Source organism: Caulobacter rhizosphaerae, assembly GCF_010977555.1.
Taxonomy (GTDB): domain Bacteria; phylum Pseudomonadota; class Alphaproteobacteria; order Caulobacterales; family Caulobacteraceae; genus Caulobacter; species Caulobacter rhizosphaerae.
Genome location: NZ_CP048815.1, coordinates 5046452 through 5059305, shown reverse-complemented (window position 1 = coordinate 5059305; position 12854 = coordinate 5046452). Strand labels below are relative to the sequence as shown.

Sequence of the window (12854 nt, the reverse complement as noted above, 5' to 3'; positions counted from 1 at the left end):
CGAGGCGTATCGGTGGTCCGGACGGACCCTACAGCTGGCCCAGCATGTAGTCGGCCGACGAGACCTTGAATTCCCCGCCTTCCTCGACGTTCAGCGTCTCGACCACCCCGTCCTTGGCGATCAGGGAATAGCGCTGCGAGCGCAGGCCCATGCCGAACTTGCTGCCGTCGAACTCCAGGCCGACGGCCTTGGTGAACTCGCCGTTGCCGTCGGCCAGCAGCAGCACCTCGTCGGTGATGCCCTGGTCGGCGCCCCAGGCCTTCATCACGAACAGGTCGTTGACCGAGACGCAGGCGATCGTGTCGACGCCCTTGGCCTTGAGGTCCGCGGCCTTTTCCTTGAAGCCGGGCAGGTGCTTGGCCGAGCAGGTCGGGGTGAAGGCGCCGGGCACCGCGAACAGGGCCACGGTCTTGCCTTTGAACAGCTCGTCGGTGGTGACCGGGGCGGGGCCCTCGGCCGTGCTGGTCATGAAAGTCGCCGAAGGAAGCGTGTCGCCAACCTTGATCGCCATGTGCGGTGTCCTGTGGGTTGCCCGGGGAAGGGGGAGATGCGCGTTGAGAACGCGCAACCGAGATAAAGGCCCCGGCGCGGATCGCCAAGGGAAGGTTGGACTTGAAACCGACGCGTTCCGACCCGATCCTCTGATCATGGACACATCACGCAAGGATCGCGGAGTCGACAACCCCAGGGGCGAGCAGACCGGCTTCCTCGCCGGACAGATGCTGGTGGCCATGCCCGGCATCGAGGATCCGCGCTTCGAGCGCGCCGTGCTGTATGTCTGCGCCCACGACGCCGAGCAGGCCATGGGCCTGGCGGTCAACCGCCCGGTCGAGGGCCTGACCCTGTTCGAACTGCTCAACAACCTGGGAATCGCGCCCGAGATCGAGGCCGGCGGCGACCTGGTGATGCTGGGCGGCCCGGTCGAGCGCGAGCGCGGCTTCGTGCTGCATACCGACGACTATGTCTCGCCGGACTCCACGGTGCCGGTGGCCGACGGCCTGGCCCTGACCGTGACCCGCGACGCCCTGGACGCGCTGGGCAGCAAGATCCGCCGGCCGCGCCACGCCATCCTGGCCCTCGGCTATTCCGGCTGGGGTCCGGGCCAGCTCGAGCAGGAACTGCGCGACAATGTCTGGCTGATCTGCGACGCCGACGAAGCCCTGCTGTTCGGTGACGACTACGAGAACAAGTGGACCATGGCCCTGGCCAAGATCGGGATCACGGCCGACCACCTGTCGAGCCAGGCGGGGCGAGCTTAGACGGTCCTCCCCCTGTGGGGGAGGCGATCGCGAAGCGATCGGTGGGGGGATACTGCCGAGGTTGGATCACTCCCCCCTCCGGCCCATTCGGGCCACCTCCCCCACAGGGGGAGGATCTGATCGTCAGCCCCGCGCCTTCACCGGCGCGGCGCCGTCGACATAGGCTTCGTTCAGATAGACCTCGGCCTCCTGCGGCGACAGGGCCGGCGCGTAGCCGAAGCCCTGGCCGTAGTCGCAGCCCAGGGCTTGCAGGGCGCGGGCCATCTCGGCGTTCTCGACGCCCTCGGCGACGACTTCCAGGTCCAGGTCCTGGCCCAGCTTGACCACCGAGCGGACGATCTTGGCCGAGCCGGCGTTGCTGCCCATGGTCCGCACGAAATAGCGGTCGATCTTCAGCGTGTCGAACGGCAGGCGGGTCAGGTACGACAGCGACGAGAAGCCGGTGCCGAAGTCGTCCAGGGCCAGGCCGGCGCCGGCCTCGCGCAGGGTCCGCAGGATCACGGCGGCCCGCTCGGGGTCGCGCATGATGTCGCTTTCGGTGACTTCCAGCTTCAGGGCGCCGCGCGGCAGGTCGTGCTCCTTGAGCACCTGGCGTACGTCGTGGACCAGGCCCGGGCGGTCGATCTCGCCCGTCGACAGGTTGACGCTGACGGTCAGGGCCCCGACGGCCGGATGGGTGTCGCGCCATTTGGCCAGCTGACGGGCCGAGGTGCGCATCATGTGCTCGCCCAGCTCGCTCATCAGGCCCATCTCCTCCACCAGCGGGAGGAACTCGTCGGGCGGCAGCATGCCGCGGCGCGGGTGGATCCAGCGGGCCAGGGCCTCGAAGCCGGACAGGGCGCCGGTCGACAGCCGCACCACGGGCTGGAAGAACGGGGTGATCTCGCCGCGGCCGATGGCGCCGCGCAGGTCGGCCTCCAGGGCCAGGCGCGACAGACCGTCGGTCTCCATTGATCGACCGTAGGCGGCGGCGCTTCCGCGGCCATTGGCGGCGGCGGCCTCGACGGCCAGTTCGGCGCGGCGCAGCAGTTCGGCCGCCTCGGGAGCGTCCTCGCCGCCCTCGGCCGAGACCGCGCCGATCGACAGAGTCGGATGGATGTCGAAGCCGGCCACCCGCAGGGGCTGCTCCAGGGCGGTGCGCAGCAGCTCGGCGGGCTCGAAGCCGGCCGGGTCGCACAGCACCGCGAACTCGTCCTCGCCGATGCGCCCCAGCAGGGCCTCGCACGGGAAGGCGGCGGCCAGGCGCGAGCCCAGGGCGGCCAGCACCAGGTCGGCGCGCTCGTGGCCCAGGGCCTCGTTCAGCCGGCGCAGGCGGTCGACGTCGGCGACCACCAGCTCATGGACGCCGCCGTTGGACAGACGCTCGCGGGCCCGGGCGATGAAGCTCTGGCGGTCCAGCAGGCCGGTCAGGCTGTCGCGCTCGGAGGCGGCGAACTTGACCTCGGGGACGACCACGCCGGCGGCGCGCACCCCGTCCTCCAGCCAGGTCCCGCGCCAGATGCAGATCTCGCCGCCCCGCGTGCGCAGACGGGCGATGATCTCGCTACCCGGCGGGCGGACCTTGAGGATGTCCTCGGCCTGGGCCCGATCCTGGGGCAGGGTCAGGGCGCGGAAGGCGGCGGAGGAACAGTCGGGAGCCAGCGGCCCCAGGCCCAGGGCGCGCGAAGCCCCGTTGACGCGCAGGCGATCGGCCTCGGGCTCCCAGAGCCACAGCGCGACTTCGGCGGCGCCCAGGGCCTCGAGGGTGGCCGTGGCGTCCCATACGCGTCGCTGACTGATCTTGAACGACATGCCCTGATCCCACGCCCGAAGGCGCCGTGTCCGGGTCCGCGCTAAGATTCCTCTCCGAGGAGAAGACCGGCTAACAAGCCGGGGGCGCGACCATCCCGAACAGACGATGATCTCGCCACTCGCCGTTAATTTTCAGATAAGCGGGGGCATATCCCTCTTCGCGGAAGCCCGATTTCAGCAGAACGGCCGCCGAAGGCTCGTTTTCCGGCATGCAGGCGGCCTCCAGCCGGTGCAGCCCCAGCTCGCCGAACGCGAAGTCGATCGCCGCCCGGACTCCGTCCTGCATATAGCCTTGGCGGGCATGGGGCTGGCCGATCCAATAGCCCATGACCGCCGTCTGCGAGACGCCGCGGCGGATGTGGAACAACCGGACCCCGCCGATCAGCGTCCCATCGTCGCGGCGGAACATGAAGAACGGAAACGCCTCCCCCAGCTCCAGCTCGCGGGCGTAGGCGTTGAGCCTGGCGCGGAAGGCGGGGCGGGTCAGGTCGTCCTCGGGCCAGGTCGGCTCCCAGGGCTTGAGGAAGGCGGCCGAGCGGGCTCGCAGCTCGGCCCACGGCTTGTAGTCGTGCAGGCGCGGCAGGCGCAGGAACACCGTCCGTCCTTCGAGGCGCGGGCCCGGATCGGGCTGGAAGAGGCGGAGAAAGGCGGTCACGCGGAAGGGTCTCGTCGAGCGCCGCACTTTCGAGCGTCAGGACGCCGGAGGCAATAGGCGCGGCGTCGTGACGCGGCCGCGCCTGAAGCCTTGCCGTGAGGCGCCAAAGGGGTAGGACACGGCGTTCATCGTGCGAGCGACGCGGATTCGACGCAAAGTCACGCCAGCTTGCCGCCGACGTCGCCGCGTCGGGCGACAACGATTCTCTGCGGATTAGACGGCTGACCAAGTTCTACAGGACCCGGCACAACACCTTCGTCCGGCGACGCCGGCCCGGCTGGCGGACGATCGCGGCGGTCCTGCTGGTGGCCGGGCTGGCGGCGGCGGGCTGGATGGCGTTCCACCGCTCCCGCGCCCCCAAGACGGAGCCGGTCGCCGTCGCGCCGGCGGCGACCCCGCTCGCGCTGCCCCTGAAGCCAGGAGACTGGCGCGGTCGCATCGACTATCGCGCCCTGGACGCCCGCATCCAGGCGATGATGGCCGACCGCTCGATGGAAGGCCTGGCGATCGCCGTGGTCGAGGACGGCCGCCTGTCGTTCGTGCGAGGCTATGGCCTGACCTCGCCGGAGGACGGCGAGAAGGTCGACGCCGACACCGTCTTCCGCTGGGCGTCGCTGTCCAAGACCGTGGCCGGCACGCTCAGCGCCCGCCTGGCCCGGGACGGCGTTTTGTCGCTGTACGACCCGCTGGGCAAGTTCAACACCAGCCTGCGGCTGCCCGGCGACGCCCAGAACAGGCTGACGGTCGAGCAACTGCTGTCTCAGCGCACGGGCCTGCCGCGCAACGCCTATGACGGCTGGCTGGAAGGCGGCCGGGATCCCCGTATGATTCGCGGCAGCCTGGCGGTCGTGCCGCCCCAATGTCCGCCGGCGACCTGCCACACCTATCAGAACGTCGCCTACGACACGATCCGTGAGGTCCTGGAGACCGCCACCCACCGGCCCTACGCGGAGGAGGCCCGCCAGCGGCTGTTCCTGCCGCTGGGCATGACCAGCGCGACCATCGGCATGGAGAGCCTGCGATCGGCCAAGCACTGGGCCCGGCCGTCGCGCGGCGGCCGCGCCTTGCCGCTGGCCGAGGCCTATTACCGGATCCCCGCCGCGGCCGGGGTCAATTCCAACATCGTCGACCTGGCGCGATGGATGCAGGCCCAGATGGGCCAGGCCCCGGCCGTGCTGCCCGCCGCGGTGCTGACCGACATCCAGCAGCCCCGCGTCGACACCAATCGGCCCTACGGCAATTCGCCCCTGGGGCGGACGCTGGACCATCCCGGCTATGGCCTGGGCATGCGCAGCTTCGGCTACAAGGGCCACCGCCTGGTCGGCCACAGCGGCGCGGTCGACGGTTATCGCTCGACCATGATGTTCGACCCGGCGACCAAGACCGGCGTGGTGATGCTGTGGAACAGCGACGGCAGCCTGCCTTTCAAGCTGCAGGCCGAGGTCTTTGACCTCTACTACCATCTGCCGTTCACCGACTGGCTCCAGCTGAAAGGCGACGATGCGGGTAACGGTGGCGCCCTGAGCGATCCGTAGGGACGCGAGCGCCGCCCCTATTCGAAACCCCGCATCGACCCCCATTCCTCGAACGGGGCTCGCCGCGATCGCCAGGTGTTCACGGCCGCCGTCTCGTCGCGATAGCCCAGGGCCATGCCGCAGAACAGCATGTGGTCGGCGGGCAGGTCCAGGAAGGTGGCGACCAGCCTGCCGTAGGCTGACCAGAATTCCTGGGCGCAGGTGTCCAGGCCCTGCTCGACGGCCAGCAGCATCAGGGTCTGCATGTACATGCCGATGTCGGACCATTGCGGCGGGCCGCAGTCGCGATGCACCGAGAAGAACAGGGCGACTGGCGCGCCGAAGAACTCGGCGTTCTTGGCGAACTGCTGCAGGCGGCCCAGCTTGTCCTCGCGCGGGATGCCCAGCGACGCGTAGAGGTCCTCGCCGACTTGGTAGCGGCGGGTGCGCAGGGGCTCCCACAGGTTGGGGGGATAGACGTGGTATTCCGGCTCGTCGCGGTCCATCAGCCGCGCCCCGACCAGGGCCTTGAGCTGGTTCAGCGGCTCGCCGGCCAGGGCGTGCACCACCCAGGGCTGGAGGTTGCCGCCCGACGGCGCGCGGCCGGCGGCTTCCAGCAACTGGCGGACCATGCCGCCGGGCGGCGGGTCGGACCTGAAGGCGCGAACCGACATTCGCCGTGCGACGGCTTCGGAAACGGTCCTGGACTGGGTCATCAAGGCCTCGCTAACGGCTGGGCGGCTATCCCCGCGACACTGGCTTGGCTAGCATCCGGCCGTAAGGTCAAGGCAAGCGGCGGAAAGGCGAGGGGGCGATCTGTGAAGGTGCTGGTGCGGAACATCCTGGTGGCCCTGTTCATCCTGCTGGTCGCCGGGCCGATCCTGACGGTGGTCGTCTATCGCTTCGTGCCGCCGCCGGCCACGCCGCTGATGGTCATCCGCCTGGCCGAGGGCAGGGGCTGGAACCACCACTGGCGGCCGATCGACGAGGTCTCGCCGGCCCTGCCGCGCGCGCTGATCGCCGCCGAGGACGCCCGGTTCTGCGACCACCATGGCTTCGACCTGGACGCCCTGCAGAAGGCCTACGAGAACAACGAGAAGGGCAAGAAGATCCGCGGCGGCTCGACCATCAGCCAGCAGACCGCCAAGAACGTCTTCCTGTGGCCGGGCCGTTCCTATGTTCGTAAAGGGCTAGAGGCCTATTTCACGGTGCTGATCGAGACGATCTGGGGCAAGAAGCGGATCATGGAGGTCTATCTGAACTCCATCGAGTACGGCCCGGGCATCTATGGCGCGGAGGCCGCGTCGCGGACCTACTTCAAGGTCGGCGCCGACAAGCTGACGCCGCTGCAGGCGGCGCGGCTGGCGGCGATCCTGCCCAGCCCGCTCAAATGGAAGGCGGTCAATCCGGGCCGCTACGTCAAGAAGCGCTCCAGCCGAATCGGCAAGGCCTCGGGCGCGGTGCGCCGGGGCGGCCTGGCGGCCTGCGTGGCTCAGGAGATCCCCTGATGATCGCACCCGGCCCCACCCTGGAAACCGCACGACTGATCCTGCGGCCGCCGGCCGCCGAGGACCTGGACGGCTGGGCCGAGCTGATGGCCGACGCCGAGGCGGCCCGCTTCATCGGCGGCCAGATGAGCCGGTCCCAGGCCTGGCGGATGATGGCCACCATGGCCGGCTCCTGGGCCCTGAACGGCTTTGGCATGTTCTCGCTGATCGAGAAGGCCACCGGCCAGTGGGTCGGCCGGATCGGTCCATGGCGCCCCGAGGGCTGGCCGGGGACCGAGGTGGGCTGGAGCCTGCATCCCCGCGCCCACGGCAAGGGCTACGCGGTGGAGGCGGCGACCGCGACCATGGACTGGGCCGTCGACCACCTGGGCTGGACGCGGCTGGTCCACTGCATCGACCCGGCCAACCTCGCTTCAATCAAGGTGGCTGAACGGATCGGCTCGCGCTTCCTGGAGGTCGGCCGCCTGCCCGAACCCTTCCAGGAGACGCCAGTCCATCTGTGGGGGCAGACGGCGGCGGACTGGAAGGCGCGGCGCTCTATCTAACCCGGCTCATCCCGGCATTCGCCGGGATGAGCGGATTTTTACTGGGAGTCCAACGGTCGCGCATAGGCGGCCCGGGCCCGGCCCGAGCGGACGAACACCCGGGTGATCCGCGGATCGATGGCCCGGATCCGCGTCGCGAAGTCGTCGGCGGCGTCCTCGATCTCGCCGGCGGTCAGGGCGTCGTGGAAGTCCAGGGTCACGCCCAGCAGGATCTCGCTGGGGCCCAGGTGCATGCTCAGCACCTCGGCCACGGTGTCGATGCGCGGATCGGCGGCCAGCATGCCGCGCACCGCCTCGACGATGCGGGGCGAGGCCGACTCGCCGGTCAGCAGGCTGCGGGTCTCGTTGGCCAGGAAGATCGCCACCCCCACCAGCAGCAGGCCGATCGCCACCGAGGCCGCGCCGTCGGCCCAGGCGATCCCGAACATCGCCGAACCCGCCACGCCCAGGGCCGCGATCGCCAGGCCGGCCAGGGCCGCGCCGTCCTCCAGCAGGACGGCGAAGATCGACGGGTCCTTGCTGCGGCGGATGGCGCGGAAGAACGGCGTGCCCTTGCGGACGACCTTGAACTCCTTCCAGGCCACAAGGAACGAGCCGCCCTCGAACAGCACGGCCAGGCCGATGACCAGGAAGTTGATCCAGGCGCGCTCGATCGGCTCGGGCCGGGCGATCTTCAGCACGCCCTCATAGATCGAGAAGGCCCCGCCCAGGGCGAAGATCAGCAGGGCCACCACGAAGGCCCAGAAATAGACCTCCATGCCGTAGCCGAACGGGTGGGTTTCGCTGGGCGGCTTGCGGGCGCGCGCCAGGCCCAGCAGCAGCAGGCCCTGGTTGCCGGTGTCGACGCTGGAATGGATGGCCTCGGTCAGCATGGCCGACGAGCCGGTCAGGGCGAAGGCGACGAACTTGGTGGCGGCGATGGCCAGGTTGCCGGCCAGGGCCGCGTAGACCACGGTGGTCGAGCTGTTGTGGGTTCCCGTCGCGGCCATGCGGGCCGAACGCGGCGGACCGGGCAGCCGTTCCTCAGGGGGGCGTTCCTCTGGGGCGGCCTCAGGGCCTGTCGACGGCGAAGCGGATGATGCTGGCGTTCTTGTCGTCGGCGACCCAGATGGCGCCGTCGGCGGCGACGGTGATCCCGACGGGCGTCCCCTGCGGCCGCACGCCCTCGGCCCGGCCCCAACCCGGCGTCAGCACCTGGGCCTGGGCGGCGGGGCCGGCGCCGAACGGCCGCGAGCCGCTGGGATAGGTCGGATAGGTCGCCTTGGACCGCGTCAACGGAACGCCCTGGGCGTCGACCGCGAAGGCGACTAGGCGGCCGCCGGTCGAGCGATAGCCATGCCAGCTCATCAGCAGCTTGCCCTTGAGACCGGGGAACATCGCGGCTTGGTACCAGGTCATGGCCAGTGGGGCGACGTGGGGCGGCAGCAGGGCGGCGGGCGGGGTGTGGGCGGCCGAGGCGCAGTCCATGGCTCCGGCCCAGCCGGGCGTCGGCGTGGTCAAGTCCTGGCAATAGGGCCAGCCGTAGTGCCGGCCCGCCTCGATGCGGTTGACCTCCTCGAACGGACTCCAGCGGTCGTCGAAGTCGTAGCTGTTCTCGGCCTGCAGCACCGTTCCCGACGGATGCACCGCCAGGGCCACCGAGTTGCGCAGGCCGCGCGCCAGCATCGTGAACGTCGGCTCCCAGCGGCCCGGGGCGAGGCGGGCGTAGCGGCGGATCCCGGCCGTGGCCTCCTGGCCTTCCGACTGGTCGCAACGGTCGGTCCCGACCCGCGCGCCGTTGGCGTCCAGGCACTGGTCCGACGGCGCGCCGACATTGACCAGCAGGGCGCCGTCGGCGGCGAACACGAACTGCGACAGCGGGTGGCGGTTGTCGTGCAGCTTGTTGTCCGGCAGGCCGGTGATCACGTCCTGGACCGTGGCGGCCGGGTCGGGCGCGCGCGGGTCGAAGCGGAAGATCCGGCTCATCTCGCCGACATAGGCCAGGCCGTCGGGACCGATCGCCAGGCCGTGCGGCAGCGACAGGCCGGTCAGCAGGGGCTGCAGTTGCACGGTCTGGCCGGGCGCGGCGGTCAGCTTCCAGATCACGCCGCGCGGGCGGGTCCAGTCGGCGAGGTCGGCGACCAGCCAGGTCTGCCCGTCCAGCTGGACCAGGGTGCGGGGCAGGCGCAGCTGGCGGTCGGCGAAGGCCCCGGGGACCGGGCCGAGCACCAGGCCGGCGCACATCCCCGCCGCGGTGTCGATCGGCAGCCGAGGCCAGCCGTCACAGGTTCCTTCGACCTTGTAGCCGACGCGCGGCGCAGCTTGGGCGGCGAGCGGGGCCGCGCCCAAGCCCAAGACCGAGCCCAGGGCCAAGCCCAGCACCAAGGCGATCCTCGCTCGCACCATGTCGTCGCCCCCGTCCGCTCAGGGGCCACGATCTAGCGTTGCAATGCGCCTGAGGAAAGGGCGTCAGACCCGATTGTAGGGATACCGGTCGCGGATCATCCGCTGGAAGAACCGGCCCTTCGACGGGGCCCGTTCGAAGGCCTCGGTCACCCGGGGCGGCACCCCGACATAGACGTATTCGTCGCCGTCGATGAAGGTGACGAACAGCTTGCCGTGCTCGGGCTCGTAGTCGATTCGCCGGATCGCCGTGGAGTCGACACGCATGGCTCAGGATCTCCGCATGGGGGTCGTCTGACAGAAGAGCGCGCGCCGCGTGGGGCGGTTCCCCGGGGATCGCCGGGCGCCCGTTTAGGGTGCAAACCGACGCGAACTGGGGTGTAGTCCGTCGAACGAAGGCTCCGCTTCACGTGAGCCGGGGGGAGAAGCGCACATGCAACCGCATTCCTGGGTCGCGATCGTCACGATCGCCGCTTTGCTGGTCTATGTCTGGATGGCCGCCCGCATCGGCCGGGCCCGGCGCAAGTGCGGCATCCAGGCGCCGACCATGACCGGCGATCCGGTTCTCGAACGCCACATCCGCGTGCAGGCCAACACCCTGGAATGGCTGCCGCTGTTCCTGCCGTCGCTGTGGCTGTTCGCGATCTACTGGAGCGACCTGGTCGCCGTGATCCTCGGCGGAATCTGGATCATCGGGCGCATCGTCTACGCCCTGGGCTATGTGGCCGACCCGGGCAAGCGCGAGGTCGGGTTCATCATCCAGGCCCTGGCGACCGCGGTCCTGCTGTTCGGCGCCTTGGGGCGCGTCATCTGGATGCTCGTCACGCTCGGGGCCTAGCCGCCCGCTGGCCGGGCGGGCGAGGCTTGGCTATGAGGGGCCGGCCATGACCCTGCCCGTTGATCCCGCCCGCTACAGCGCCTTCCTGGTGACGATGTTCGTCATGGCCATCACCCCAGGGCCGGCCAACCTGTTCGCCATCGCCACCGGCATGCAGAAGGGCAAGGGCGCGGCCTTGCTGGGCGTGGTCGGCATGAACACCGCCACCCTGGTCTGGTTCGGCTGCTCGGCCCTGGGACTGGGCGCGCTGATCATCGCCTTCCCCAAGGCCTTCCACCTGCTGGCCCTGGCCGGGGCGGCCTATCTGGTCTGGCTGGGGCTGAAGTCGATCGGGTCGGCCCTGAAGGACCTCGGCGGTGAGGGCGAGCCCCACCGGTCGTTCCGCATGGGCCGCTCGGCGTTCCGCGACGGCTTTACCGTGCAGATCGCCAATCCCAAGATCCTGCTGTTCTTCACCGCGGTGCTGCCGCCGTTCATCGACGTCCAGCGGCCGCTCGCGCCGCAACTTTTGATGTTCGCCGCCGCCACCATCGGCATGGACCTGATCAGCATGAGCAGCTACGGCCTGGGCGGGGCGGCGCTGGCCTCGCGGATGACCGAACCGGGGTTCCGCAAGGGGTTTGCGGTCGTGGTCGGGGTCTTGCTGATCACCGCCGCGGGACTGATCGTCGCGCGCGGCTGATCTCATCGCTGAAACGCATTCGCCTTGGCGAAACCACAAAGCTGGGCCATGCATTAGGCTGATGGGACGAAACGAGTCTTTTCGCCAAGATTCCGAGTAAAGGAATGCGCCATGACTAAACGCAAGACCATAGGCGGCAAGGCCGGAATGGTCGCGGCCGTGGCGCTCGCCGCCCTCCTGACGGCCTGCGCCACCGCCACCCCCTACCAGCCGAACGTCCGCGGCCAGCAGGCGACGGGCGGTTTCTCCGAGCAGCGTCTCGAAGGCGACCGCTATCGGGTGACCTTCGCCGGCAACAGCCTCACCTCGCGGGAAACCGTCGAGCGCTATCTGCTGTACCGGGCCGCCGAGCTGACCACCCAGCAGGGCTATGACTGGTTCGAGACGGCCGACCGCCGCACCGACCGTGACGCCCGCACCGTGATCGACGGCGACCCCTTCGGCCGACCGTTCGGCTATTACGGCGGCGGCTACGGCTATTGGCGCCCGGCCTGGCGCTATTACGGGCCCCGCTATGGCGGCTGGCGCGCCTGGGATCCCTACTGGGGCGACCCCTTCTTCGATCGCACCGAAGTCCGCACGATCGAGAAGTTCGAGGCCAGCGCCGAGATCGTGATGCACAAGGGGCGCAAGCCGTCGGGCGATCCGCGGGCCTATGACGCTCGCGAGATCATGGCCAACCTGGCGCCCAGCATCCAGCGCCCGGCGCCGAAGTAGCGACCTTCCTTCTCCCCTTGCGGGAGAAGTTGTCGGCCTAGCCGACGGATGAGAGGTCGAAAGACAGAGCCGCCGCGAGCAGCCGAAAGGCCGGTCGCGGCGGTTGTCGTTTTGAGAGACCCCCCATCCGACCCGTTGCGCGGGCCACCTTCTCCCGCAAGGGGAGAAGGAAGCGCTCCCTATCGCGGGGCCATGCGGATGCCGCCGTCCAGGCGCACGTCCTCGCCGTTGAAATAGCCGCAGGTGATCATGGTCAGGGCCAACTGGGCGTATTCCTCGGGATTGCCCAGGCGCTTGGGGAACGGCACCGAGGCGGCCAGGGCGGCCTTCACGTTCTCGGGCGCGCCGTTCATCAGCGGCGTGTTGAAGATCCCCGGCAGGATGGTGTTGACCCGAACGCCGTCGTTCATCAGGTCGCGGGCGATCGGCAGGGTCATGCCGATGACGCCGCCCTTCGAGGCCGAATAGGCGGCCTGGCCGACCTGGCCGTCCTCGCCCGCCACGCTGGCGGTGTTGACGATCGCGCCGCGCTCGCCGTCCTCCAGCGGCTCCAGGTCCAGCATGCCCTTGGCCGACTTGGCGATGCAGCGGAACGTGCCGACCAGGTTGATCTGGATGATCATGTTGAAGGCGTCGAGCGGGAAGTGCCGGGCCTCGCCGGTGGCCTTGTCGCGGCTGGCCGTCTTGATGGCGTTGCCGGTGCCGGCGCAGTTGACCAGGACACGCTCCTGGCCGTGGGCCGCGCGGGCCTTGGCGAAGCCGGCGTCAACGTCCTCGTCGGAGGTGACGTTGACCTTGCAGAACACGCCGCCGATCTCCCGGGCGACCGCTTCGCCCTTGGCCTCGTTCATGTCGAAGATGGCGACCTTTACGCCCTGGGCGGCCAGGGCGCGGGCGGTGGCTTCGCCGAGACCCGAGGCGCCTCCGGTGACGACGGCGGCGACGGTGCTATCGAGTTTCATG

General features: G+C 69.8%; 15 protein-coding genes. 7 read left to right on the top strand and 8 right to left on the bottom strand.

Annotation, left to right across the window (positions count from 1 at the left end; genetic code table 11):
- Positions 1–28: 28 nt before the first annotated feature.
- Positions 29–511, bottom strand: coding sequence for a peroxiredoxin (locus tag G3M57_RS23105; protein WP_056756810.1), 483 nt, complete (start codon positions 509–511; stop codon positions 29–31).
- Positions 512–647: 136 nt separating this feature from the next.
- On the opposite strand from G3M57_RS23105, the gene G3M57_RS23100 reads away from it, so the two are divergent.
- Positions 648–1259: a YqgE/AlgH family protein gene (locus G3M57_RS23100; RefSeq protein ID WP_056756811.1), complete on the top strand. Its 612-nt coding sequence runs from the start codon at positions 648–650 to the stop codon at positions 1257–1259.
- Positions 1260–1382: 123 nt separating this feature from the next.
- On the opposite strand, the gene G3M57_RS23095 is transcribed toward G3M57_RS23100, so the two are convergent.
- Positions 1383–3050, bottom strand: coding sequence for a putative bifunctional diguanylate cyclase/phosphodiesterase (locus G3M57_RS23095; protein WP_056756812.1), 1668 nt, complete (start codon positions 3048–3050; stop codon positions 1383–1385).
- Positions 3051–3120: 70 nt separating this feature from the next.
- Positions 3121–3705 (bottom strand): GNAT family N-acetyltransferase, encoded by a 585-nt coding sequence (locus G3M57_RS23090; RefSeq protein ID WP_163233218.1) that lies wholly within the window; start codon positions 3703–3705, stop codon positions 3121–3123.
- 332 nt (positions 3706–4037) lie between these two features.
- Between G3M57_RS23090 and G3M57_RS23085 the strand changes: the two genes are divergently transcribed.
- A complete protein-coding gene (locus tag G3M57_RS23085; RefSeq protein WP_163233217.1) occupies positions 4038–5240 on the top strand; it encodes a serine hydrolase domain-containing protein in 1203 nt (400 codons plus the stop codon).
- 17 nt (positions 5241–5257) lie between these two features.
- Here the strand turns inward: G3M57_RS23085 and G3M57_RS23080 are convergent, their stop codons facing one another.
- Positions 5258–5935 (bottom strand): nitroreductase, encoded by a 678-nt coding sequence (locus G3M57_RS23080; RefSeq protein ID WP_163233216.1) that lies wholly within the window; start codon positions 5933–5935, stop codon positions 5258–5260.
- Positions 5936–5974: 39 nt separating this feature from the next.
- Here G3M57_RS23080 and mtgA point away from each other — a divergent pair, with 39 nt between their 5' ends.
- Both mtgA and G3M57_RS23070 read left to right on the top strand, forming a co-directional pair.
- Positions 5975–6727, top strand: coding sequence for a monofunctional biosynthetic peptidoglycan transglycosylase (gene mtgA / locus G3M57_RS23075; protein ID WP_163233839.1), 753 nt, complete (start codon positions 5975–5977; stop codon positions 6725–6727).
- Complete coding sequence (locus G3M57_RS23070; protein WP_208789706.1) at positions 6724–7272, top strand: GNAT family N-acetyltransferase; 549 nt, start codon at positions 6724–6726, stop codon at positions 7270–7272. The genes mtgA and G3M57_RS23070 overlap by 4 nt, the downstream gene beginning before the upstream one ends.
- Positions 7273–7310: 38 nt before the next feature.
- Here the strand turns inward: G3M57_RS23070 and G3M57_RS23065 are convergent, their stop codons facing one another.
- From G3M57_RS23065 to G3M57_RS23055, 3 genes are all read right to left on the bottom strand, one after another.
- A complete protein-coding gene (locus G3M57_RS23065; protein ID WP_163233214.1) occupies positions 7311–8261 on the bottom strand; it encodes a cation diffusion facilitator family transporter in 951 nt (316 codons plus the stop codon).
- Between the two features lie 61 nt (positions 8262–8322).
- On the bottom strand, positions 8323–9657 hold the full coding sequence (locus G3M57_RS23060; RefSeq protein WP_163233213.1) for a PQQ-dependent sugar dehydrogenase: 1335 nt from the start codon (positions 9655–9657) through the stop codon (positions 8323–8325).
- Positions 9658–9720: 63 nt separating this feature from the next.
- Positions 9721–9921: a KTSC domain-containing protein gene (locus tag G3M57_RS23055; RefSeq protein WP_028038824.1), complete on the bottom strand. Its 201-nt coding sequence runs from the start codon at positions 9919–9921 to the stop codon at positions 9721–9723.
- Between the two features lie 166 nt (positions 9922–10087).
- Here G3M57_RS23055 and G3M57_RS23050 point away from each other — a divergent pair, with 166 nt between their 5' ends.
- From G3M57_RS23050 to G3M57_RS23040, 3 genes are all read left to right on the top strand, one after another.
- Entirely contained in the window at positions 10088–10492 is a 405-nt protein-coding gene (locus G3M57_RS23050) for an MAPEG family protein (RefSeq protein ID WP_163233212.1), read from the top strand.
- Between the two features lie 46 nt (positions 10493–10538).
- Positions 10539–11174, top strand: coding sequence for a LysE family translocator (locus G3M57_RS23045; RefSeq protein WP_056756834.1), 636 nt, complete (start codon positions 10539–10541; stop codon positions 11172–11174).
- A gap of 111 nt (positions 11175–11285) precedes the next feature.
- Positions 11286–11891, top strand: a complete 606-nt coding sequence (locus tag G3M57_RS23040; protein ID WP_056756835.1) for a CC0125/CC1285 family lipoprotein — start codon at positions 11286–11288, stop codon at positions 11889–11891.
- A 179-nt stretch (positions 11892–12070) separates the two neighbouring features.
- Here the strand turns inward: G3M57_RS23040 and G3M57_RS23035 are convergent, their stop codons facing one another.
- Complete coding sequence (locus G3M57_RS23035) at positions 12071–12853, bottom strand: SDR family NAD(P)-dependent oxidoreductase (protein ID WP_056756836.1); 783 nt, start codon at positions 12851–12853, stop codon at positions 12071–12073.
- Between the last annotated feature and the right edge of the window lies 1 nt (position 12854).

Coding starts and splice junctions, on each gene's coding strand:
- G3M57_RS23105 (WP_056756810.1), bottom strand. CDS start 511: ATGGCGATCAAGGTTGGCGACACGCTTCCTTCGGCGACTTTCATGACC.
- G3M57_RS23100 (WP_056756811.1), top strand. CDS start 648: ATGGACACATCACGCAAGGATCGCGGAGTCGACAACCCCAGGGGCGAG.
- G3M57_RS23095 (WP_056756812.1), bottom strand. CDS start 3,050: ATGTCGTTCAAGATCAGTCAGCGACGCGTATGGGACGCCACGGCCACC.
- G3M57_RS23085 (WP_163233217.1), top strand. CDS start 4,038: ATGGCGTTCCACCGCTCCCGCGCCCCCAAGACGGAGCCGGTCGCCGTC.
- G3M57_RS23080 (WP_163233216.1), bottom strand. CDS start 5,935: ATGACCCAGTCCAGGACCGTTTCCGAAGCCGTCGCACGGCGAATGTCG.
- G3M57_RS23065 (WP_163233214.1), bottom strand. CDS start 8,261: ATGGCCGCGACGGGAACCCACAACAGCTCGACCACCGTGGTCTACGCG.
- G3M57_RS23060 (WP_163233213.1), bottom strand. CDS start 9,657: ATGGTGCGAGCGAGGATCGCCTTGGTGCTGGGCTTGGCCCTGGGCTCG.
- G3M57_RS23055 (WP_028038824.1), bottom strand. CDS start 9,921: ATGCGTGTCGACTCCACGGCGATCCGGCGAATCGACTACGAGCCCGAG.
- G3M57_RS23050 (WP_163233212.1), top strand. CDS start 10,088: ATGCAACCGCATTCCTGGGTCGCGATCGTCACGATCGCCGCTTTGCTG.
- G3M57_RS23045 (WP_056756834.1), top strand. CDS start 10,539: ATGACCCTGCCCGTTGATCCCGCCCGCTACAGCGCCTTCCTGGTGACG.
- G3M57_RS23040 (WP_056756835.1), top strand. CDS start 11,286: ATGACTAAACGCAAGACCATAGGCGGCAAGGCCGGAATGGTCGCGGCC.
- G3M57_RS23035 (WP_056756836.1), bottom strand. CDS start 12,853: ATGAAACTCGATAGCACCGTCGCCGCCGTCGTCACCGGAGGCGCCTCG.